Annotated in this window: 23 protein-coding genes and 4 pseudogenes; 16 read left to right on the top strand and 11 right to left on the bottom strand. The window is 59.5% G+C overall.

Annotated elements, in window-relative coordinates:
- Positions 1-235: 235 nt before the first annotated feature.
- Entirely contained in the window at positions 236-832 is a 597-nt protein-coding gene (locus tag ACSQ3I_RS18140; RefSeq protein WP_436001253.1) for a hypothetical protein, read from the top strand.
- A 69-nt stretch (positions 833-901) separates the two neighbouring features.
- On the opposite strand, the pseudogene ACSQ3I_RS18135 reads toward ACSQ3I_RS18140, so the two are convergent.
- From ACSQ3I_RS18135 to ACSQ3I_RS18120, 4 genes and pseudogenes are all read right to left on the bottom strand, one after another.
- Positions 902-1,161, bottom strand: a pseudogene (locus ACSQ3I_RS18135) (copper-transporting ATPase); the annotation flags it as partial.
- 12 nt (positions 1,162-1,173) lie between these two features.
- Positions 1,174-1,362 (bottom strand): annotated as a pseudogene (locus ACSQ3I_RS18130) (hypothetical protein); the annotation flags it as partial.
- 411 nt (positions 1,363-1,773) lie between these two features.
- Positions 1,774-2,118, bottom strand: a complete 345-nt coding sequence (locus ACSQ3I_RS18125) for a DMT family transporter (RefSeq protein ID WP_436001251.1) — start codon at positions 2,116-2,118, stop codon at positions 1,774-1,776.
- Entirely contained in the window at positions 2,115-2,759 is a 645-nt protein-coding gene (locus ACSQ3I_RS18120; RefSeq protein ID WP_436001249.1) for an FMN-dependent NADH-azoreductase, read from the bottom strand. Before ACSQ3I_RS18120 ends, ACSQ3I_RS18125 begins: the two co-directional genes overlap by 4 nt.
- 95 nt (positions 2,760-2,854) lie before the next feature.
- Here ACSQ3I_RS18120 and ACSQ3I_RS18115 point away from each other — a divergent pair, with 95 nt between their 5' ends.
- The gene (locus ACSQ3I_RS18115) at positions 2,855-3,703 is read left to right on the top strand and encodes a LysR family transcriptional regulator (RefSeq protein WP_436001247.1); all 849 of its coding nucleotides are present in this window, start codon (positions 2,855-2,857) and stop codon (positions 3,701-3,703) included.
- 107 nt (positions 3,704-3,810) lie between these two features.
- Here ACSQ3I_RS18115 and ACSQ3I_RS18110 read toward each other — a convergent pair whose 3' ends face one another.
- Positions 3,811-4,428 carry a cysteine hydrolase family protein gene (locus tag ACSQ3I_RS18110; RefSeq protein ID WP_436001245.1) on the bottom strand — a complete coding sequence of 206 codons (618 nt, stop codon included), beginning with the start codon at positions 4,426-4,428 and terminating at the stop codon, positions 3,811-3,813.
- A gap of 76 nt (positions 4,429-4,504) precedes the next feature.
- On the opposite strand from ACSQ3I_RS18110, the gene ACSQ3I_RS18105 reads away from it, so the two are divergent.
- Positions 4,505-5,404 (top strand): LysR family transcriptional regulator, encoded by a 900-nt coding sequence (locus ACSQ3I_RS18105; protein ID WP_436001243.1) that lies wholly within the window; start codon positions 4,505-4,507, stop codon positions 5,402-5,404.
- A 161-nt stretch (positions 5,405-5,565) separates the two neighbouring features.
- On the opposite strand, the gene ACSQ3I_RS18100 is transcribed toward ACSQ3I_RS18105, so the two are convergent.
- Positions 5,566-6,183 carry a TetR/AcrR family transcriptional regulator gene (locus ACSQ3I_RS18100; protein WP_436001241.1) on the bottom strand — a complete coding sequence of 206 codons (618 nt, stop codon included), beginning with the start codon at positions 6,181-6,183 and terminating at the stop codon, positions 5,566-5,568.
- Between the two features lie 128 nt (positions 6,184-6,311).
- On the opposite strand from ACSQ3I_RS18100, the gene ACSQ3I_RS18095 reads away from it, so the two are divergent.
- The 3 genes from ACSQ3I_RS18095 (at position 6,312) to ACSQ3I_RS18085 (ending at position 9,407) form a co-directional block, all read left to right on the top strand.
- A complete protein-coding gene (locus ACSQ3I_RS18095) occupies positions 6,312-7,778 on the top strand; it encodes an MFS transporter (RefSeq protein ID WP_436001239.1) in 1,467 nt (488 codons plus the stop codon).
- A gap of 144 nt (positions 7,779-7,922) precedes the next feature.
- Entirely contained in the window at positions 7,923-8,492 is a 570-nt protein-coding gene (locus ACSQ3I_RS18090; protein ID WP_436001237.1) for a CGNR zinc finger domain-containing protein, read from the top strand.
- A 3-nt stretch (positions 8,493-8,495) separates the two neighbouring features.
- Entirely contained in the window at positions 8,496-9,407 is a 912-nt protein-coding gene (locus ACSQ3I_RS18085) for a cyclase family protein (RefSeq protein ID WP_436001235.1), read from the top strand.
- A 59-nt stretch (positions 9,408-9,466) separates the two neighbouring features.
- Here the strand turns inward: ACSQ3I_RS18085 and ACSQ3I_RS18080 are convergent, their stop codons facing one another.
- Positions 9,467-10,057 carry a CGNR zinc finger domain-containing protein gene (locus ACSQ3I_RS18080; protein ID WP_436001233.1) on the bottom strand — a complete coding sequence of 197 codons (591 nt, stop codon included), beginning with the start codon at positions 10,055-10,057 and terminating at the stop codon, positions 9,467-9,469.
- Positions 10,058-10,145: 88 nt separating this feature from the next.
- Here ACSQ3I_RS18080 and ACSQ3I_RS18075 point away from each other — a divergent pair, with 88 nt between their 5' ends.
- Entirely contained in the window at positions 10,146-11,075 is a 930-nt protein-coding gene (locus tag ACSQ3I_RS18075; protein ID WP_436001231.1) for an alpha/beta fold hydrolase, read from the top strand.
- Positions 11,076-11,101: 26 nt separating this feature from the next.
- Here the strand turns inward: ACSQ3I_RS18075 and ACSQ3I_RS18070 are convergent, their stop codons facing one another.
- A complete protein-coding gene (locus tag ACSQ3I_RS18070) occupies positions 11,102-11,578 on the bottom strand; it encodes a carboxymuconolactone decarboxylase family protein (RefSeq protein WP_436001229.1) in 477 nt (158 codons plus the stop codon).
- Entirely contained in the window at positions 11,496-11,948 is a 453-nt protein-coding gene (locus ACSQ3I_RS18065) for a winged helix-turn-helix transcriptional regulator (RefSeq protein ID WP_436001227.1), read from the bottom strand. The genes ACSQ3I_RS18070 and ACSQ3I_RS18065 overlap by 83 nt, the downstream gene beginning before the upstream one ends.
- Positions 11,949-12,056: 108 nt before the next feature.
- Here ACSQ3I_RS18065 and ACSQ3I_RS18060 point away from each other — a divergent pair, with 108 nt between their 5' ends.
- Positions 12,057-13,295, top strand: coding sequence for an MFS transporter (locus ACSQ3I_RS18060; protein WP_436001225.1), 1,239 nt, complete (start codon positions 12,057-12,059; stop codon positions 13,293-13,295).
- A 129-nt stretch (positions 13,296-13,424) separates the two neighbouring features.
- Here ACSQ3I_RS18060 and ACSQ3I_RS18055 read toward each other — a convergent pair whose 3' ends face one another.
- Positions 13,425-14,339: a LysR substrate-binding domain-containing protein gene (locus ACSQ3I_RS18055; RefSeq protein WP_436001223.1), complete on the bottom strand. Its 915-nt coding sequence runs from the start codon at positions 14,337-14,339 to the stop codon at positions 13,425-13,427.
- Between the two features lie 69 nt (positions 14,340-14,408).
- Here ACSQ3I_RS18055 and ACSQ3I_RS18050 point away from each other — a divergent pair, with 69 nt between their 5' ends.
- Both ACSQ3I_RS18050 and ACSQ3I_RS18045 read left to right on the top strand, forming a co-directional pair.
- Positions 14,409-14,933 carry a DMT family transporter gene (locus ACSQ3I_RS18050; protein ID WP_436001221.1) on the top strand — a complete coding sequence of 175 codons (525 nt, stop codon included), beginning with the start codon at positions 14,409-14,411 and terminating at the stop codon, positions 14,931-14,933.
- Entirely contained in the window at positions 14,930-15,361 is a 432-nt protein-coding gene (locus ACSQ3I_RS18045) for a VOC family protein (RefSeq protein ID WP_436001219.1), read from the top strand. The genes ACSQ3I_RS18050 and ACSQ3I_RS18045 overlap by 4 nt, the downstream gene beginning before the upstream one ends.
- Before the next feature lie 271 nt (positions 15,362-15,632).
- On the opposite strand, the pseudogene ACSQ3I_RS18040 reads toward ACSQ3I_RS18045, so the two are convergent.
- A pseudogene (locus ACSQ3I_RS18040) lies at positions 15,633-15,814 on the bottom strand (helix-turn-helix domain-containing protein); the annotation flags it as partial.
- A 97-nt stretch (positions 15,815-15,911) separates the two neighbouring features.
- On the opposite strand from ACSQ3I_RS18040, the pseudogene ACSQ3I_RS18035 reads away from it, so the two are divergent.
- The 6 genes and pseudogenes from ACSQ3I_RS18035 to ACSQ3I_RS18010 form a co-directional block, all read left to right on the top strand.
- Positions 15,912-16,047, top strand: a pseudogene (locus tag ACSQ3I_RS18035) (MFS transporter); the annotation flags it as partial.
- A 145-nt stretch (positions 16,048-16,192) separates the two neighbouring features.
- Positions 16,193-17,230: an aldo/keto reductase gene (locus ACSQ3I_RS18030; RefSeq protein ID WP_436001217.1), complete on the top strand. Its 1,038-nt coding sequence runs from the start codon at positions 16,193-16,195 to the stop codon at positions 17,228-17,230.
- 344 nt (positions 17,231-17,574) lie between these two features.
- Positions 17,575-18,366, top strand: coding sequence for a phytanoyl-CoA dioxygenase (locus ACSQ3I_RS18025; RefSeq protein ID WP_436001215.1), 792 nt, complete (start codon positions 17,575-17,577; stop codon positions 18,364-18,366).
- A gap of 23 nt (positions 18,367-18,389) precedes the next feature.
- The gene (locus ACSQ3I_RS18020) at positions 18,390-18,632 is read left to right on the top strand and encodes a hypothetical protein (protein WP_436001213.1); all 243 of its coding nucleotides are present in this window, start codon (positions 18,390-18,392) and stop codon (positions 18,630-18,632) included.
- 170 nt (positions 18,633-18,802) lie between these two features.
- Positions 18,803-20,005 (top strand): tyrosine-type recombinase/integrase, encoded by a 1,203-nt coding sequence (locus ACSQ3I_RS18015; RefSeq protein WP_436001211.1) that lies wholly within the window; start codon positions 18,803-18,805, stop codon positions 20,003-20,005.
- A 95-nt stretch (positions 20,006-20,100) separates the two neighbouring features.
- On the top strand, positions 20,101-21,066 hold the full coding sequence (locus ACSQ3I_RS18010; protein ID WP_436001209.1) for a hypothetical protein: 966 nt from the start codon (positions 20,101-20,103) through the stop codon (positions 21,064-21,066).
- The last annotated feature ends 175 nt before the right edge of the window (positions 21,067-21,241 follow it).

Raw genomic sequence — 21,241 nt, 5'->3', positions numbered from 1 at the left:
CCATTGCCAATAGCTTTTATTGGTTCGATTTCCACCGGGGGTTCAACGCCGGCGACGGCCTTGGCGGCTCAACTCTCATCGGCTGTCATCGGCGTGGCGTACTCTGTCGAGCGGGAGGGTCCGGCGCCCATCGGCCAATTTTGGGCAAGTGCCGCCGACATCGAAGGAAGTGTTTCTGGTTCAGCCGGCCGGTGCGTATGATCGGCAAACGATCGACGAAGCCAATGGAAGCACGATGAGACTCTATAACGCGCCCTCCGTTGCGAAGGACGGTATTCGCAATGCGAATACCGAGTTCGAAAACCTGCCCCAGTTCGTCAAGGACGCATTTCTCACCGGCATGAAGAATTTCGGCGTGTATGACAATGCGCCGATCAAGGTGCCGGTTCAGAAGGTGCGGTTGCCGAAGGGCTTCGAGCTCTACAAGTTCACCGAATACTGGCTCAAGAACCAGAAGGGCGAAATCACCCCCTGGTGGAGTCCCCTGGAGGATTTCGGCAACGATCCGGGCCTCGAAGCCCGAAAGCGGCTGGCAAAGGCGCTGGGCACCACGGCATCCGAACTGAGCGGCGTCTATGCGGCGGTGCGCGAGGACTGGAACGCCGGGACCTTCATCCTGAGGGCCAAGCTGAAGCGGGACGTCTACGCCTTCTTCGGCCAATGCGCCATGCAGCCGCGGCTTTCCAGCCCGACCGCGGCCTATCCTGTCGTCACGACCCGTCCGGGACGCGTCCACGGGCGGACGACCAACCTGCCGGGCTTTGCGTGGCAGTTGTATATTCCCACGCTCACCGATGCCGATATCGGCCAGGTTTCACGCCTGCAGGCGTGAGACCATTTTCTGGCTGGCGCGGCGGTCGCTGCGCCGCGCAGCTTGGCGGTAGTGGAGAGCTTGGCACCTTCAGAGCTTGACTGAGCGCAGGCGGAGGGCGTTGGCGATTACCGAAACCGACGACAGCCTCATTGCCAGAGCCGCCAGCATGGGCGAGGGCAGCCAACCAAAAATCGGAAAGAGCACAGCGGCATGCCAGCGGCGTTGTAGGCGAAGGCGAAAAACAGGTTCTGTTTGATGCTGCCGATTGTCGCCTCCGCGAGGATCCGGGCTCGGACGATGCCGCTCAGATTGCCTTTGACCAGCGTGATGCCAGCGCTTTCGACGGCACATGCGATAATCAGCACCGAGACAGCCGCAACGGTAGCGAACACCATGGTCGGATCTGGCCCGAACAGCGCCCATGCCACAAAGGCGACGATGGCGAGCAGGACGACACTCGGGACAAAGTAGAAGGAAACATAGTCGGCCAGATCCCGGATCGGAGCACGACTGCGCTGCGCCTTACTGATTTCCGGATCAACGATCATCCCGCAGGCAGGGTCGCGGGTTGCATCATGCCGGTGCGTTGTGTCCGAGGAGGCAGGATCATCGGCCTGCCGGTGGTTTTGATGATGGTGATCCGCCATGTGACTTCAACCTTTTGCGTTGCGACAAGATCCGTCGGGCACGAGCCGTCCATTTTCTTCATCCAAATTCAACTGGGCGCCCGACCCCGTCGGACAGAGGGGCGCAGCGAGGTGAGAACCGCATTCAGCCCAGACTTGGCTGCGCAGGGAGAACATGCCTTTATTGCAGACAACACGCATCGCATCGTATCGGTAAGATGCAGATAGAAACCCGGCTCATTCCGTGATTTCATCGCACGGATGCTGGCCGGCCTCGATCAAACGCCTTCTGGCGAGCGACGATCGCGGCAGGCTTCGAGTCCGATCCGGCATCTAGCCGCTTGTGCCCTCCCCCGTCCCGAGATGCAGTCCGACAATTGCGACAACGATAATCGTGACATAGGCAATGCGCTGAGCTCCAAGCGGTTCGCCGAATACGAGTACCCCGACAAGAACGGAGCCGACCGCCCCGATCCCCGTCCAGACGGCGTAAGCCATTCCGAGGGGGAGAACCGACAAAGCCTTGCTGAGAGCAATCACGAATGCGGCCAGCAGCACAAGCGAGACCGCGCCCCATCCCCAATGGGTCATACCATTCGACTTCTTCGTGGCCAGAGCCCAAAATACGTCGAGCAACCCTGAAAGGACGAGAAGGGTCCACCCCGTTGCGGAACTCATGCGGCGATCCCCGCGAAACGATCGGCGATATTCGCGAGAGCCTCGGTTGCGCGCTGAGCCGCCGCTTCCACAGCAAGGGGGGGCCCGACGGTCGGCCCGACATGAACGATCTCTGCCCCAGTGAGGCCGATGAACTTCAGCGCTTCCGCCAGATAGGGGGTTGCCAGATCCGGTCTCCCCCACGACGGACCCTTCGAGAAATCACCGGAGCTGGCGAGAATGGCGACGACGGGGCGCACCCGAAGCAGGGGCGTGTAGCCGGTCGCGGGGTTGAAGCTGAAGCTCAAGCCGGGCTGCGTCACCAGATCGATGTAGTGTTTGAGCCGATAGGGGATCGACAAGTTCCACATCGGACTGGAGATCAGTATCGCGTCGGCAGCATCGAGGTTGCGCACGAGTTCCCCGATCTGGTTCCACGCCGACGCCTCGGCCTCGGTGAATGCCCGTCCGGCCAGCCGGGCATATTTGGCGGCAAGCAGCGGGCCATCGAAATGCGGCAAATCTGCATTCCAGACATCGAGTTCGGTAACCCTCACGTCAGAGGCTTTGTCGCGCAGCGCAGCGACAAAGCCGCCAGCAGCCTTGCTCGAATGTGAAAGGCTATCGCGAGGCGATGCCTTGATATGAAGAAGTTTGATCATTTCGGTCTCCAATGAGCGATCTGATCAAGATATAGATTTGCGTCATCGCGAATTCTTCTGCATGTTTAGCGAAAACAATTCGCATCGGTGCGAAAATGCTGACGACAGACGACATTCTCCTGATCGGCACGCTGGCGCGCGTGGGCAAGCCTGATCTCGCTGCGGCCGCCCTCAATATTCATTTGGCGACAGTCTATCGCCGCCTGAAGGATCTCGAACGCGAAGCGAGCGCTCCGCTGTTTCAGCGGCTTGGTGGTCGCTATCATCCAACGCCGCTCGGCGATGATTTTGTCCGCGCCGCGGCTGCCATTGAGACAACACTGGCGGAAGCGAGGCGGCAATTATCGGGAGGGAAGCGGCGGCTCGAGGGGCGGATTACCATCACGACAGTGGACTCGCTGGTTGCCATCATAGCCCCTCTGTTTTCATCTTTCCGTGCACGACACCCCGGCATTTCATTCGAGCTGGTCGTGTCGAACGGGTTCGCTGACATGGCGCGCTATGAAGCGGAGGTCGCTATTCGGCCGACGAGATCGCCGCCGGAAACACTTATCGGTCAGCGAGCCGGATCGTTTGGCTACGGAGTTTATGCCGTTGGCGGTGACGATGACGATCTACCGTGGATCGTTCTCGACGATAGCCTGGCGGCGATTCCATCTTCACGGTGGCTGTCTGGCCGCGTTTCCGCAGCTGAGACTGTACTGCGGGTCAACAGCATGTGGGCGGCTGGCCAGGCCGCCGCCGCCGGTCTCGGCAAAGCGCTGCTCCCGGATTATCTGGGACGACAATTCGCGCTGGCGGAGGTGGGCGCACCAGTCAGCGAACTCGAGTCGGAGGTTTGGCTCCTCATCCACCCCGATCTCCGGCGCACGCCGCGAATCCAAGCCTTCGTGGAATTCACTGCAAATCACCTCAGGGCGATCCTGCGACGCGACCGATCATAGAGTTCCAGGAAAAATGAGTATCGATTTTTCGCTTGTATGCGCGGCGATGTGTAATTGGTTCGCTGGCAGCGCAGAAACAGGTTGAACGCTGCCAGCGTCGATTTCCTTCACGCGACACTGCTCGACAAAGCGGCGGTGTCCGGCACGACAACGGCGAAGCGGTCGGCGAGTTCCGCGAGGGCGGTCTGATGGACGGTCTCGGCCGGGATTACGTTGGATCCATCGCACGATGGCAGACTCCGCGACGCTGTCGCCTCGGCGACGACTGTGCTGCGATAGCCGAGATCGAGGGCGGCACGCGTCGTCGCACTGACGCACATATGCGTGGCGAAACCCGCGATGATCAGTTCCTTGCGACCAGTCTCCTGAACCAGTCGGTGCAAGTCGGTGCCTGCAAAGGAGTTGGGAAGCGACTTGATCACGACCTCCTCGCCGTCGGCCGGCAGCAATTCGGGCATGATTGCCGCATATGCCCCCTGGGGGTCGAACGCTGCAGCCCCGGGCCGCCCGTGATGCACGATATGAAAGACCGGAACATGGTGACTGCGGGCCAGGTTGAGCAGCTTTGCAGCCTCGGCGATGGCGGCTTCGATCCCGCTCAGGGGAAGGGCACCGGTGACATATTCAAGCTGGTGGTCGATCAGAATGAGAGCCGAACGATCAAGAGGGCTCGGAGTGAGAGGGGCTCCGGCTATCTGGAGCAGGGTTTTGGGGAAAGGCGTCATCAGGGTCTCCACAGGCTTAGAATACCCGCAGTCGTAGCCCGTTTCCTTTTGTGCGATAATTCAGTAATATCTATCAATGCCTGATAAAAAACGCACAGAAGCGCTCGACTGGGAAGACGTTCGATATTTTGTGGCGCTCGTGCGTCACGGAACATTGAGCGCGACGGCCAGGGCGCTCCGCGTCAACCACGCAACTGTTTCGCGCCGCCTGGCAAGTCTGGAAGGCGTATTCGCGCAGCCCTTGTTCGAGCGGCGGCAGGAGGGCTTTGTACTGAACGAGGCCGGTCGGGCCGTTCTCGCAGAAACGATCGTCATGGAGGAGGCGGCATCCGCCGCATTCCGTCGTCTTGAGGCGGGTATGGCAACCGCGGGGCTCGTTCGCATAACTGTTGTTCGAAGCCTGGCCGACGGCTTCATTTCGGAGCGCCTGGGACGCCTGCTGGACGAGCACCCCCAACTCGAAATCGAGCTTCTTGCTGATTCCAGAAATCTGAGCCTTGCCCGGCGCGAAGCCGACCTTGCCCTGCGCCTGGGGCAGCCGGCAAAAGGAGACTTGCTCACTCGTCGTGTCGCAACACTCGCCTACGGGTTCTACGCTTCGGCCTCATATGCGGCCCGCGTCACGGCCGGTGAAACACCAGTGTTCATCGGCTTCGATGCCGAGAGTGACGCCGTGCCCGAAGCAGCCTGGCTCAAGCGCAAGTTTTCAGGGCGACGCTTCGGCATGCGCAGCAATAGCCCTATGGCGCACGCCGCCATTGCCGCCAGCGGATATGGCGTCGCGTTGCTTCCCGATTGGCTGGCGCGCACCAAGCCTGACCTGGTGCCTCTTGACATAGGGGAGGCTCCCCCGTCGCGCGAACTCTGGTTGATTATGCGGCCTGATATCGCCCGGATTCCGAGGGTACGACTGGTTGCCGATCATCTCATCGAGATGTTCGCAGAACCATTCTGCGACGATGACGGCTCCCACTAACGCCATGATGGTCTACCGAGTGCTTATCAGGCACACCGTCCATCGACATAGCAGGGCAAAAAATTTCCTGAAGATCTGCCGGTAGCGGTGTTCAATCGAACAGCGCTCAGCCCAAGGCAAGACAGCGCGAACTGAGAACGATGCAATCGAAGGTGTCGAGGTTAAGCAGATGGTCGTCGACCGACCATAGCTACGATGATCTCGTAGAGCTCGCTCTGCGCCTGCTCAACTGTGATTTCCCCCGTCGCCGCAGCATGCGCCAGTGCATCGGCGGCACCGAGCATCGCCCAGAAGCTGGGTTGCAGGATTCCCTTCGGCCTAGTGAACGAAGCCAGAGCATTCCGGCATTTTTCAATGAACACCAGTTGATAGTCGCGCTTCACGGCCTCCAGTTCCGGCGAGCCGGCAAGTCCGGCGAGTATTCCGGGGATCTCGCGCCCCTGGCTCAACACGCATTCGATATAGGACGTGGCGATGACCCTCGCGGTTCCCTCCAAGGTCGGTTCGCGTGCTTCAATCGCGGCATCTATCACTGCCGTCTGCCGCGCATCGAAATCCTGGTACAGGGCGGTGAGTAGGCCATTGCGTGTGCTGAAATGGTCGTAAATCAGAGGCTTGGTCACGCCAGCCTCTTCGGCCATGCGCGGCAACGTCAAGGCATCGGTGCCTTCCTCGCGAGCAAGCCTCCAGGCCACATCGAGGAGTTGGCGCTGGCGCTGCTCGCGGCTCAAGCGAACGCGTTTTCCTGCGGTTGATGTGCTCTCGGGCATGGTTGACATTCCTATATACCAAAAGTAACTTACTAAAAGTATATAGATGTAATCCTACAAACACAACCAACCGCCGGGCCTCGTTCCGGCGAACGAGGCGGCGTGCCTAGGCGCCGCCCGAAGAGGACTTTTGCGCGATGACCGAAGTGACCTTCCCAACATCCTTTGACCGAAAAGCGTGGCTCGGGCTCATGGCTGTGCTGCCGCTCGTCCTGCTCGTGGCTATGGATGGTTCCATTCTCTACCTCGCCATGCCGCATGTGACGTCGGCCCTCACCCCGACGGCCGATCAGGCTCTCTGGATACTCGATATCTACGGTTTCGTGGTCGGTTCACTGCTGATCGCCTTCGGCAATATCGGCGACCGCTACGGGCGGCTTAAGCTCATCATGGGTGGTGCAGTCGTTTTCGGTGCCGGATCGCTTGGCGCGGCCTATGCCCAATCGCCGCTAATGCTGATCGCCGCGCGGGCGCTCATGGGGCTGGGCGGTGCGACGCTTCTGCCGTCTGCTCTGGCCATTGTCAGCGCCCTGTTTCCTGATGCACGCCAACGGGCGCGAGCGATCGGCATCTTCGCGGCAACGTTTGCGGTGGGTTTCGCCGTTGGCCCCTTGATCGGCGGCATGCTGCTTCGTCAATTCGAATGGGGCGTCGTCTTTCTCATCAATGTTCCGGTCGTGTTCGCCTTCCTTGTCGCCGCGCCTATCCTGTTGCGTGAAGTACGCTCAACCGCCCATGGTCGGATCGATCTGCCGAGCCTTATCCTGTCGCTCGTCGGCATCTTGCTGTTCACCTGGTCGCTGAAGACTGCCGCCGTCGAGGGTTTTACGGCCGCGCAATCAGCTGGCGGCGCCGTCGGCATCCTCGCGCTGGGGCTGTTCCTGTTTCGACAAGCGCGCATCGACTATCCGCTGCTCGATCTCAGCCTGTTTGGGGACCACACCTTCTCCATTGCGATCGTGACAGGGCTTTTGTCCCTCGTCGTCTGGTCCGCGGCCGGTTTCCTGTCCGGAATTTATCTGCAATCGGTGCTCGGCTTCGACGTGTTCAGCACGGCGCTGTTGACGTTGCCTGGAGCCATCGTCCTGACTGCAACATGTGTCGGCACCGCGCGGATCGTGGAGTGGATCGGGCGGAAGGCAGCTCTCGTCGCAACGCATCTGCTGATCAGCGCTGGCGTATTCCTGCTTCTGTTTACCAGTACTGAAGCCGGCACTATCGTTTTCGTCGCGTCGACGATTGTCGCAGGCGTCGGGTACGGGCTGTCGTTCAGCTTGGTCGCTGAAGTCGCGGTATCGGCGGTTCCACTCGAAAGAGCCGGTGCGGCGGGCTCGATTGCGGAAACCAGCAACGAGCTTGGCAATGCGCTTGGCATCACCTTGCTCGGCTCGCTGGCTGCGCTTTGCTTCCGCTTGCTCGGTCCGGGCATTGGCGGAACACTCAACGAAACGCTCGATCATGTGGGCATCACGCCGGAAGCTGCTGCGCAGGCCAAGGAAGCGTTCGTTGCCGGTCTGCATGTCGCAGTCGGCGCAGGCGGTCTGCTCACGCTGATCGCTGGCATCGTTGCCTGGCTTCTGCTCCCGAAAAACGTGGCGGAATGACTCCATTTGTCCCGTCCGGAAAGGGCTGTCGGGAAGCCATGGGGAGCTTGCGGACGATCAGGCGCTTCCACCGATGGCCATCGGATAGCGCAGTCTGCCCAGCCGGGGTCTTGACGGCCATTTGACACCTGTTAAACAGGTTACATGATTGATGACCATAAATTTGAATTCATCGCAGGCGGCCCGGCGCTCAACTTTGTTGACACGTTCGGCAGTCGCGGCGGGGACGGACGCGAGCGCCTCGTAAGCACAATAGCCTTCAGTGAATGGCTCACGCAGGCGAGGCTGTCGGACGGGACGCAGCTTATGCTGACGGACACACATCTGGAGGCTGTTCGGTCGCTCCGAGAGGCAATTTTCCGATGCTGCCTGTGTGTCATCGAGGATCGGCCCATGGCCGAGGGGGATATTGATCGGCTGAACGCTGCGGCCGCGCAGATGCCCCTGCGGCCACAGCTTCAAGATGGCGGCCTTCTTCTTGTCGGGGCCAATCCCGTGGAAGCCGCTCTTTCGGTCCTGGCGGAAGATGCCCTCAACCTGATCGGCTCACCGCGCCGGACCCGCATTCGCCAGTGCCCCGGATGCGCAATGGTGTTCGAGGACACCTCGCGGCCAGGCAAGAGGCAATGGTGCTCATCGGCAAGCGGATGCGGCAACCGCGCAAAGGTTCGTGCTCTCAGGGCGCGTCGTGTTCTGGATCGAAAGGATGGATGATCTATGACGGATAAGAGAGTTTGTTTCGACTTCGAGGTCGAGTTTTCCAATGGCGGCGGTATTCAGGGTCAGGATTTCCGCCTTGATATCGAGAGCGACGACATCGGCGATGATGAACTTGCCGCCTACATCATCCGCGATATGCGTCTGCTGATGGTCGGGGAGGTGCGTATCCTCAACAAGCAGATCATCGTAGAAAAGCACAAGCGTTCGGCAAGCACGGAGGCGATGATCACGCAGAACGGGCCGACACAAATCTTCGTCGATCTCAGTCATGTTATCGAAAGCGGCATGATCACCTACAAGGGCCTGCCGGCGCCGCTCATCTGCGATCATATTTCGCGCCTCAAGTCTCGGGAGATCTATTCCGCTGGGACGGAGTTCCAGATCGGTCGCATTGATATGGTCGGCAATACCGGCACCTATATCGACGTCCCCTTTCACCGTTACGCGGAGGGGCACGATCTCGCCGGGCTGGGGCTCGACCGGGTGTCGGATGTCCCCGGTGTCGTCGTCAGGGTTGCCGGAGCGGCAGAGCGCGGGATCGACTGGCATCATTTCGTGCCCGTCGAATGTCGCGGCAAAGCCGTTCTGATCCATACCGGCTGGGATCGTCACTGGGGCACGGAGAGCTATTTCGAAGGTCACCCTTTTCTGACGGAGAAGGCGGCTCTTTATCTGCGGGACCAGGGTGCCCTTCTGGTCGGGATCGATTCCCTCAATATCGATGACACATCCGGCGGAACGCGGCCGGTTCATTCGGTCCTGCTTGGTGCCGACATACCGATCGTCGAGCACATGACGAACCTTGGCGCGTTGCCGCTCGACGGCTTTCGCTTCCACGCCGCACCGCCGAAGATCGCTGGTATGGGAACCTTTCCGATCAGAGCTCATGCCATTTTCGGGGGAGCGTGATTGATCCGGCCTCGTCACGCAGATCCGCCCTAGCGCGGCGCGTGCTCCTCTTGGAGCGCTCAGGCTCCAGCGGATATACGCCTGGCTCGCGCCCGATGGCCGGCGGCTTTCTCCCGGTTGCCGCAGGTTTCCATGCTGCACCAGCGGCGCCTGCCGTTCTTGCTGGTGTCGATGAACAGCATCACGCAGCCGGGATGTTCGCATCGGCGCAGCCTATCGGGCCGCCCCGATACCAGCGTCCGTGCGAAATCCGCAGCAATAGCGCCCAGCAGGGCGTTCGCCTTGTCTGCCATGAACCGCGGCGTCAGATCCCAGCCAACCTCCTTCTCGACGAGCAGAGAAGTCACTGGACTGCAAGCAAGCTTTTCGTTCACGACAGCCACGATGTCCTTCGATAGCGCAGCGCCTTCAAGCAGGCTTTTCGCGGCCTCACGCAACACGCTGCGGAACTGAAGTGCTTCCTCCATCTTCCTTTCATTCGGCTCGAACGGATCAAAAAGCCCGAATTCCCCCGCTGCCCGTGCCCAGCGCACAAGCGCCTCGGGCCTGTCGATGAGATTGCTTACACCACCGTCAGGCAGTGCTGGTTCGGTGTTGAGGAAATCGACCCACAAGGCGTTGCCGAAGAAGCGGAAATCGGGAGCATCCAAAGTAACCTCCAAAATTGCCCTTGACCAGTTATCAGATTAAAAGATAACTATCAAATATTGGTTTTAACGGTTACTTTTGGAGAAGGACATGGGCCACGGCCAGACGGCAGCCGGCGCTTCGCGCACCCCGGATGCGGACGCCGATTTCCCGGCGCAGGTGCGCTACCGTACGGTGGCGGTCGACGGGCTGGAGATTTTTTACCGGGAGGCGGGGGCGACTGATGCGCCGGTCATTCTGCTTCTGCACGGCTTCCCGACGTCCTCGCATATGTTCCGTGATCTTATTCCCCGTCTGGCGCAGCATTACCGCGTCATTGCACCCGACTATCCGGGCTATGGGTTGAGCGGCACGCCTTCGACGAAGGATTTCGCCTATACGTTCGACAATCTCGCCGATGTTATCGATCGGTTTACGCAAGCTCTCGGGCTCAACGGCTACGTGCTCTACATGCAGGATTTCGGCGGGCCGGTCGGCTTTCGTCTGGCTGTACGGCATCCGGAGCGCATCCGCGCTCTCCTCGTGCAGAATGCCAACGCCTATGAAGAAGGGCTGTCGCCAGCCATGGATGCGGCGCGCCCCGCCTGGGAGCGCCGGACACCCGGAACGGAAGCGACACTACGAGCCTTCCTGACGCTCGAGACCACCCGCTTCCAGTACCTGCACGGTGCGCGCGACCCGAGCCTTGTCAGTCCGGACGCCTGGGTGCACGCGCAGGCGGGGCTGGATCGCCCCGGCAATGACGAAATCCAGCTCGCCTATCTTCATGACTACGGGGCCAACCCCAAACAATACCCGGTATGGCAGGAATACCTTCGTCGACATCAGCCGCCAACGCTTGTCGTGTGGGGCAGGAACGATCCGTTCTTCACCGAGGCCGGCGCGCAGGCCTATCGGCGTGACGTCGAGGATTGCGAACTGCATCTGTTCGAGACGGGCCACTTCGCGCTGGAGGAAGAGGTGGAGGCAATCGCACAGCTGGTCCTCGAATTTCTTGGTCGGAAACTCCCGGTGCGGTGAAGTACCCTGCTCATGCGGCACCTGCCTCAAGGATATCCACACGCGGCAATCTCGGCCAGCGCCCGGTCATCCCAGCCGGCGGCGCGGGTATCGGCTAGAAGCGCATCGGAGACCTTGCCCTTTTCGGTCAGCAGGCTGCGGGCAAAGGCAAGCGCTGCGGTCATCTTCGGATCGGCGGAGGCGGCACGGCGGTTGGCAAGGAGTTCATCGGCATCGATGCCCAGTTTTTGCCCCCGGAAGGTATGGGCGGAAACGCAATAGACGCAGCCATTTTCCTCCGCGACGAGCAGCGCGACCTGTTCGCGCAGACGCTGGGGCGGCACACCCTTTACAAGTTCAGCCCGGAACGCGAGGGAGACCTGGCGTCCTCCAGCCGGAGCGCAGTAGGCGAGGCGGCAGGCTCGCGGAGGTCGGCACCTCTCAGATATCGCCGGTTTTCCGCACTTTAGTATCGCTCCAATCCAGAACTCGCCCGTCCTGCGCTCGCAGCTCCAGGCGAGCAACGGGCGTATCGGTTTCGGCCTCCAGCAACGAAGACCTCGCATCGTCTGGGCGATAGAGATGATCTTCGCCCCATTGGCGCAACGCGACAATGACCAGAAACAGACCCCGTCCTTTCTCGGTCAAAACATACTCCTTGTAGGCGGAGCCATCCGACGCTGGTGCGGTTCCCAGAATACCGCGCTCGGTCAGGTCGCGCAGCCGCGTCGCCAGCATTCCCTTGGCAATGCCGAGCCCCACTTGAAACTCGTTAAAGCGCCGCACGCCATCGAAGGCGTCGCGGATAATCAGAAGCGACCACCAGTCGCCAATGACATCCAGCGCCCGCGCCACCGGGCACCCCGCGTTCCACAAGCTGACCCGCTTGACCATAGCCCTTCATCTCCACCTATCAATTCTGGTTCTAAAATAGAACTGGAATTTGGTTGGCGCAACTGGTCTTAATATGAAACCAGATATAATTTCTATGAGCGAGCCACCATGCAGCACACAAGCAAACGCAGGATCCAAAACGAAAAAGGGCAAGGTTTATCGAAGATCACCACGCTGATCTTCGCCGTGGCCGCGGGCCTCAGCGTCGCAAATATCTACTACGCGCAACCGTTGCTCGATTCGATCGCGCAGGATTTCAAGATTTCGCCCGCCGCTGTTGGTCTCGTGGTGACGCTGACCCAGGTCGGGTACGCCCTGGGACTGATCTTTATCGTCCCACTCGGCGACCTGGTCGACCGCCGCCGTCTCATCATCGGCCAAGGTGTTTTGTCGGTCGTTGCGCTGATTGCCGTTGCGATGGCGAGAACCGAAGCGATCCTCTTTGCCAGCCTGGCGGCGATGGGGCTGCTTGCCGTCGTGGTGCAGGTGCTGGTCGCCTTCGCAGCAACGCTGGCGACGCCGACTGAACGTGGCAAGGCGGTCGGCATGGTGACAAGCGGCGTTGTCATTGGCATTCTTGCCGCCCGCTTTGTTGCCGGAATGTTGGCAGATTTGGGCGGTTGGAGAGTGGTCTATCTCACGTCGGCCATCCTGACTGCGATGATGGTCGCATTGCTCATGCGGGTTTTGCCGCGCCAGCGTCCGTCGGGCGGCAGCGACGGTTATGCCGCAACGCTGCGCTCCATCCCTGTCCTCTTCTTGCGTGACCGTGTGTTGCTGGTTCGCGGCTTTCTGGCCCTGCTTATCTTTGCGACGTTCAGTACCTTCTGGACGGCATTGGTCTTGCCGCTCAGCGCCCCGCCATTCAACTACTCGCACACGCAGATCGGATTATTTGGTCTGGTCGGGCTGGCGGGAGCAATGGCGGCCACAGGCGCCGGTAGGCTCGCAGATCGTGGGCTCGGACAACGGGTAACCGGTCTATCGCTCGCCTTGCTGCTGGCATCATGGGGGTTTATCGCGCTTCTGCCGAAGTCGGTTCCTGCGTTGCTTGTCGGCGTTGTCTTGCTCGATCTTGCCGTGCAGGCAGTCCATGTCACCAATCAAAGCATCATATTCGAGCGCCATCCGGACGCTCGCAGCCGGCTCGTCGGCGGCTACATGGTCTTCTATTCGATCGGCAGCGCAATCGGCGCCACTGCCGCGACCATGATTTACGCCGAAGCCGGTTGGCCTGGTGTTTCGATCTTGGGGGCGACCTTCAGTGCGGTCGCCTTGCTGATGTGGGCGACAACGCTGCGTTTTCCGATCCGCCGGGAGATTCCAGCATGCGCCGACGACCGGTGAAGGATCCGCGGCCTGATGGTTACCGCAACGGCTAGGCGGGCGCATCCCCATGGCGGATCTGGTCCGCAGGTGCATGACCATGTCATGCTGCGCTTCACCGGGCGCTGACATTCGCGCATCGACCGTCAGCTACACAGACATTGAGACGCGCGCGATAGCATTGCGCAACCACAGATGGGCTGAATCGGCTCTTCGGCGCTCATGCCAGCCTTGAACGAAGGGAAATGACGGTATCGCGAAAGGCGGCTCGAATACAGCAAGTGCTGGATCGTGCTCATAGAGCGCCAGCGCTTTTCGGGCGACGGTCAGAACGAGGTCCGTTCCATGGATGAGCCGTGGTGCGTTTCCCCAATGCGGCAAGATGACGGCCAATCGGCGCGCGCGACCGATGGCATGGAGCGCCGCGTCAATCTCGGCGCTTGGTTCGTCTTTCATCGCCACAAGCACATGCGGCCGGGCAAGGTAGGAATCCATATCCAACCGATCACGCCCGCCAAGGCTCCCGCGATCCACAAGGCAAGCAAAGCTCTCTGTGAACAATTGCGCCGTTTCGACCCCTTCGGGAAGCACGGGAAATACACCCAGTGCTAGATCGCAATCTCCATCCAGCACCTGTCGAAGCATCGCTTCTCGGCTGGATTGGGTCATCACCAGATCGATTCCCGGTGCTACATCGCGTAGCATCCGCATCAGATCGGGAAGTATCACCGCGGAACCATAGTCCGACATTGCAAGACGGAATGTCCGCCTCTCTTTCGCCGGATCGAAACCTTCGGGCCCAAGAACCGCCCGCACCTGTCGCAAAGCTTCGGTCAGGGCTGGAATGATCTCAATCGCCCTTGCGCTCGCAACGAGTTGGCCATCGCGGCGGATCAACAGTGGATCATCGAATAGATGCCGGAGACGCCCCAGAGCATGGCTGACGGCAGGCTGGCTCATGTTGAGGCGGGAAGCCGTGCGCGACACATGCCGCTCGGCCAGCAGAGCATCAAGGACCACCAGAAGATTGAGGTCAACGCCGCGAAGAGTATTCATGTCGTGCATATACGGGATGCTATATCGGAATTTCAATTAATAAAGCAACTATTCTATCCAGTGAGCATGGAGGTTACCATGCAAACCAATTCGCTATTTCTCTTCCTCGCCGCTATCGTCGCCGGTGCGGTTGTTCCCTTTCAGGCCGGGGCCAACGCGGTCATGGGACGGACGCTCGGCCATCCCCTCTGGGGCACGATCATTTCGCTATGCGTCAGCTTCGCTTGCATTCTGCCTGTCATGGCATTGGCGAAGGTGGAAGCGCCAATGTTTTCCAATCTCTCGCAAGCCCCCCGCTGGATATGGATCGGCGGCATCGTTGGTGTTGTTTATATCACCGGTGCGCTCATCCTTGCGCCAAAACTGGGTGCCGCCAGTTTCGTTACGGCGGCGATCGCCGGGCAGATGCTCGCATCAATCATCATCGACCAGTGGGGGCTTGTTGGCCTGCCGCAACAACCCGTCTCGGCGGTCCGCCTGGCCGGTCTTGGCCTGATCTTTCTCGGGTTGATCGTGATGCAGGGCCCGTCGGTTTGGCGGACGGCCCAGACTTTCACCGCTGCTTCGGGGCAATCTGACACTTCGCAAGGAGATCTAGAATGAATACGCAATCGAAAAGCTCGCTTACGCTCACCGACGGTGCATTGCCGGTTCAAGTACGCTTCGCCCGGCCAACGGACAAATTCCAGGAAGTGGTCGCGTTCTATCACGGAGGCTTGGGCTTGCCCGAACTCGACAGATTTGAGGGGCACGACGGATATAGCGGCATCATGCTCGGCTTACCCGGCAGGGAAGTGCATCTGGAATTTACAGAACACCGAGATGGCAGCCCTTGTCGCGCGCCGTCGCAAGATAATCTGCTTGTTCTCTACATTACCGATCAAACTGCATACGACCGGTTGAACCGGCATATGCAGGCGCTGGGACACGCTCCGGTTGAGCCTGAAAATCCGTACTGGCTTGGACGAAGCTTCACCTATGAGGACCCGGATGGCTGGCGCGTCGTGGTGTGCCGTGAAACCGGCATCTGAATCCATGAGCAGCGCGATCAACGGACCATTTTTGTTGATCGCCCGCTGGTTCTTGCCCGGATCTGAGTTCGTCGCGACCAGGCTATCTGTACGAGGTGTGGATGTTTGGCAGGCTTGGAGGGCATCCGGACCTCCACTCCGGTCAAGTCACCTTGCCGCGCTCTGCCAGAAAGTCGAGCAGTGCCCGGACCCGCGAGGGTAGCTGCCCTTCCAGATCGGCAAGGATACGCGTTGCCCGTTCGTAGAACACGCAGCCCTCCGGCGTGAGCTAGAACCGGCGCGTCGAGCGGTTGAGCAAGCGTGCCCCGAGCCTCGCTTCAAGCTTAGCGAAGAGCTTGCTGACCGCCGAAGGCGTCATGCGGGCGGCGTGCGCGGCGGGAGAGAACCGCCCAGTTCGACCACCCGCACAAAGACTTCCATTTCGCCGGATCGGTTGACCTCGGGTCGATCCATGATGATTTCATTTCACAAATAATGTGCCTGTGAGGCGTCTATTTCATCTCTCGGCAAATGTTTATCTTCCGGGCAGCAAACAGGATTGGAAACGACCATGCCCTTAGCACTCTCTGCCCTGACGGCTGGTGCCTTCGGCATCGGCGTCACCGAATTCGTCATCATGGTTCCTGCTGGAGGTCGCTCATGACCTGAATGCCTCCATCGCCGCCTCCGGGCTCCTGATCTCCGGCTAAGCGCTCGCTGTCACCCTAGGCGCACCGAGCCTGATCACCTTCACCCCGGCAACAAGGGCAATCAGGTGATGGCCGGTGCCGTTGATCTCGGTGCCCTTCTTGGCCGCTGACCTGTTCTCTTCCGCATAGAAAGGATAAATCCATGGAATATCGCTATCTCGGCAAATCCGGCCTCAAGGTCCCGGTTCTCAGCTTTGGCGCCGGCACCTTCGGTGGCTCCGGCCCGCTCTTCAGCAACTGGGGCAATTCTGACGCCATCGAGGCGCGCCGCCTTGTCGACATTTGTCTCGAAGCCGGCGTCAACCTGTTCGATACGGCGGACGTCTATTCGGACGGTGCTTCGGAAGAAGTGCTGGGTGAAGCGATCAAGGGGCGCCGCGATGCGGTGCTGATCTCGACCAAGGCCAGCCTGCCGATGGGCGACGGGCCCAACGATGCCGGTTCTTCCCGCTTCCGCCTGATCCGGGCCGTCGAGGATGCGCTACGCCGCCTTCAGACAGATTACATCGACATCCTCCAGCTTCATGCCTTCGACGCGTACACACCGGTCGAGGAAGTGCTGTCGACGCTCGACACGCTCGTGCGCGCCGGCAAGGTTCGCTATACCGGCGTTTCGAACTTCGCCGGCTGGCAGGTGATGAAATCGCTGGCCGCCGCAGATCGATATGGCTGGCCGCGCTATGTTGCCAACCAGGTCTATTATTCGCTCGTCGGACGTGACTATGAGTGGGATCTCATGCCGCTCGGTGCCGATCAGGGACTTGGCGCGATGGTCTGGAGCCCGCTCGGCTGGGGACGGCTGACCGGCAAGATTCGGCGCGGCGCACCGCTACCCGAAGGCAGCCGCTTGCACGAAACGGCAAGCTTCGGTCCACCAGTGGACGACGAATATCTCTACCGGGTTGTCGACGCGCTCGATGCCGTCGCATCGGAGACCGGCAAGACCATCCCGCAGATCGCGCTCAACTGGCTCTTGCAGCGTCCGACGGTTTCCTCCGTCATCGTCGGCGCGCGCAACGAAGAACAGCTTCGCCAGAATCTTGGCGCAATCGGCTGGAGCCTGACGCCGGAACAGGTGGCAAAGCTCGATGCTGCGAGCGCCGTCACTGCGCCTTATCCGTATTCGCCCTATCGGCGGCAGGAAGGGTTCGCGCGCCTAAACCCGCCGATGGCCGGCTGATGCAAATTGCGGCTTGGCTCCAGGGCCCCTTCGACGCAAACCAAGCAAGACCCTGAAGCGACGGCAATCAGCACCGATGGTTGATCATCTATGGGGAGTGCGGACCTCGCTGGGGTCACGCATTCCTCTCACGTCGCTGATCCAGACGCTTGCCGTTGCCGAATATCTCAACTTCCGCCGCGAATGCGCTCGGCGTGGCGCAATCCAGCGTCATCGTCACGAAGGATTTGATCCTCGAACCCTACAGGAGTTGACAATGGCCAAACTGAAAGTCGTTCCGGCGCTTTGCGCCATTCAGGTCAAAACGGCACCACTTGATGCGGTGGCCGCACGGAGAATGCGCAATGCCCAGAATCGAGCATGTCGGCCTGACTCCCGCTCAGGTCCAGAACTTCATTGACGACGGTTTCGTCGAAATCGAAAATGCCTTCAGTGCCGACCTTGCAAAACAAGGCAGGGACGAATTGTGGGCCGAGATAGGCCTGTCCCCGGATGAGCCCGAGAAATGGGTTCAACCTGTTGTTCGGGTGGGGTTCAAGTCCTCATTTCCTTTCGTCGAAGCCGCAAACACACCGCAACTGCACAAAGCCTACGATCAGTTCGCTGGGGAGGGTCGCTGGCTTGCCCCCAAGGGCCTCGGAACCTTTCCAATCCGCTTCCCTTCACCGGAAGCCCCCGGTGACGATGGCTGGCATGTGGATGTGAGCTTCGGCACAGACAATCCGGATTTCATGGAGTGGCGGGCCAACGTGAAGAGTAGCGGACGCGCGCTGCTGATGCTGTTCCTGTTTTCGGATGTTGGCCCAGACGATGCGCCAACGAAGATACGGAAAGGCTCACATGCTGTCATTGCGCAGGAACTGCTGCCCTATGGCGAGGCGGGCGCAACCCTCCGGCAGGTCTCGGCCTACGGTTATGCCTCGACAGAGGATTGCGAGGTGGAGCTGGCGACCGGCATGGCAGGTACGGTCTATCTGTGCCATCCATTTCTGGTTCATGCAGCACAACTTCATCGGGGGCAGCGTCCGCGCTTCATGGCGCAACCGCCGCTCCTGCCGAAAGGCGAGTTTGATCCGGCGTCGCCACCTTCGCCAGTCCAGATCGCTATCCGTCAGGCATGTGGGCTGACGTTCTGAATGCATGGTTACGGAGTCGTCGTGTGCGGCCCCTGAGTCTCAAGGCGATTCGCGACCAGGCCAAGGCCGCGCGGTTGCAGGCAACGCTGGATAGCTCCGGCAATCAGACGATCACCATCGACATGCTGCAGCTTTCCTGCGCGCTGCGCGTTGAAGTCGCTGATAACGAGGTTCGCATCACGGGATCGAAAACGGAACTGCTACGCACGCTTGTTGCCGCTTCTAGCGAGAAACGCCGGCTTTTGCGGTTCGCAGTTCTGTACTGAAATGGCGCACCCGACATGCATCTAACTGTTATTACAGAATATTTCAACTTGTTTCATCTTGCATCAAGCCCTAGACAACGCTGATCGGTTCCTGTTACGTTCTGTTTCACCATGTATCATCGATTTTCACCTAAGCGCACGTCCTAAGGTGGATATAGGGGTGGACCGATTTGGCGCGTTCTCTGAACAAATTGTCAGCGCTTGCCGCGAAAAATGCTGGCGCTGGGAAGCACTCTGATGGCGGCGGCCTTTGGCTCTTCAAAAGGGAAGACGGTGGTGGACAGTGGGTGCTGCGGGTAACGGTGCATGGTCGTCGTAGAGAAATGGGTCTAGGCTCGTTTTCGGACGTCACTCTGAAGGAGGCTCGGGAAGCAGCAGAAAAATGGCGAGCGCTGGTGCGTTCGAACGTCGATCCGATAAAAGAACGTGAACGTCAGAAAAGAGATGCTGCCAAAAAACTGCACCTCCTCCGCGAGATTGCCGAAGGTGCTTTCGAGAGCCGTAAAGCTGAATTGAAAGGCGACGGCAAAGCTGGAGGCTGGTTCTCACCCTTGGAACTTCACATCCTCCCCAAACTCGGCAAGGTACCCGTCGCAGACATAGACCAAAACGACATACGAGACACGCTGTCGCCTATCTGGCATTCAAAAGCGGAAACGGCGCGAAAGGCTCTTATCCGGCTTGCAATCTGCCTCCGACACGCCGCAGCGCTTGGTCTAGATGTCGACCTGCAGGCGACTGAAAAGGCCCGCGCTCTTCTTGGCAAGCAACGGCACAAATCTCAAAACATTCCAGCGATGCCATGGCCGGAAGTTCCAGCCTTTTATGCCAGCCTTGACGATGGATCGGTTACCCACCTGGCATTGCGGCTGCTGATACTGACTGGCGTTCGCTCTGCTCCCCTCCGTTTCTTGCATGAGGAGCAAATTAGTGGCGACGTTTGGATCATTCCGGGTGATGCCATGAAAGGAAGGCGAGACGCGACAACAGACTTTCGCGTTCCACTCTCTCCAGAATCTTTGGAAGTCGTACGCTTGGCCCGGCTTCATTCGCGAGATGGATACCTATTCCCGAGCGTCCGAAAAGGCGTGATTTCCGACATGACCATGAGCAAGCACATGGAGCGCGCCAAGCTGGACTATCGGCCGCATGGGTTTCGCTCCAGCCTTCGCGACTGGATAGCCGAGGCCACTGACACGCCGCACGACGTCGCGGAGACCACGCTGGGCCACACTGTCGGCGGCGCGGTCGAGCGAGCTTATCGGCGGACAGATTTCCTAGATCAGCGCCGAAAGCTTCTTGAGCGTTGGGCGCGGCACGTCACCGGCAAGGGAGCGCAGATCCTTCAATTGGTAGCTGCCGACGCCTCTTAATAGCAGATCCGTGAGGGATAGGACGGCCATCCGACAAGCCGGCAGCATCACCGGTTTCCCTCACGGCCACATGGTGCCAATCGCGAGATGTAGCGATGCTAAAGAATATGGTGCTCAGTTTTTGGATGGATCGCCAATGGCCTGAAGATGCCGGCGACTACATTTTTCTTGGTCGAGCTGTCACGCAGGTTGGTTCTTATTTGTTTGGCAACGCATGGACAGATGCTGAACCCATCACAAGGCCTCCGCCAAAAAATGACCATGTGCTTTCGGGGCTTCTAGCGCTGAAGGAAAACACATTTCGAGATATGGACCACTTTGCGCAGTTCAACGAAATCCGCAAAGTCATGAGTCCGGAAATGTCGATCGAACAATTTTTCTCATCGTTCGGACAGGCCGAACTTTCCGATGAGATTGACGCCCATCTCGCAGAGAGAGACCAAGCAGCCAGCTCCGTTAAACGCATGACTGCGGTGATTGCCTTTATCAAGAACGCGGCGGTGAGCGAAACTTTGCAGACTTCCGCTCGGCCGGTCTTGGGTGGCCAATTTTCTGATCTGCCATCATGGTTTTGGAATAGCGAGAGGATAGCACCTCGTTTCTTTCTGTGTAGGGTAAACCCGACGTCGCCGTTTGAAGGATATTTGGACGGCCCAGATCACCAGTTTGTCTACGTGCGCAAAAGCCAGTTGGACCGGCTAACGATTGGTTCAGGGGAAGATGAAGTAACCTCAGAAGCCAGTGCCATCCCTGCCACTGTAGCCCCATCACGGATAGCCGGAGGGAGCTACGAAGACTTATGCGCTGCCTTCCATGCTGCTTATGATTATTTCGAAAACAGCAGTTTGCTGCCTTGGTCAAAGACAGAAACAGAAAGTCAACTTAGAGCGATTTTTTTGCCTGAGCCAAATCGCGAGCTATGCCGCGCTATTTACGCCGAATTAGCGCCGTCGAAAAATATTACCGCGCACAGAGGGGGACGCGGTCCAAGAAATGACAATAGAGACAAAGAGTTGGAGGATTTCCGCCGCTTTTTTGTCGCCGCGCAATTGCAGAAATAGACCGCGTAAATACGGCCAGTCAGCATCACCCTGTCACAACAAGCGACAGGGTGAAACAAATGAACACCAATGCTACTACGCATGGACTTGCCGAAAAGCTTCTCACGTATCGGGAGGTAGAGACCATCATCGGCGGCAGCCGTACCACTGTTTGGCGCCGCATTGCCGACGGCAC

It is taken from the genome of Rhizobium sp. LjRoot30 (assembly GCF_964253915.1).
Classification (GTDB): domain Bacteria; phylum Pseudomonadota; class Alphaproteobacteria; order Rhizobiales; family Rhizobiaceae; genus Metarhizobium.
Note: the sequence above shows the minus strand (reverse complement) of the source record. Positions and strands in the feature narration are given on the sequence as shown.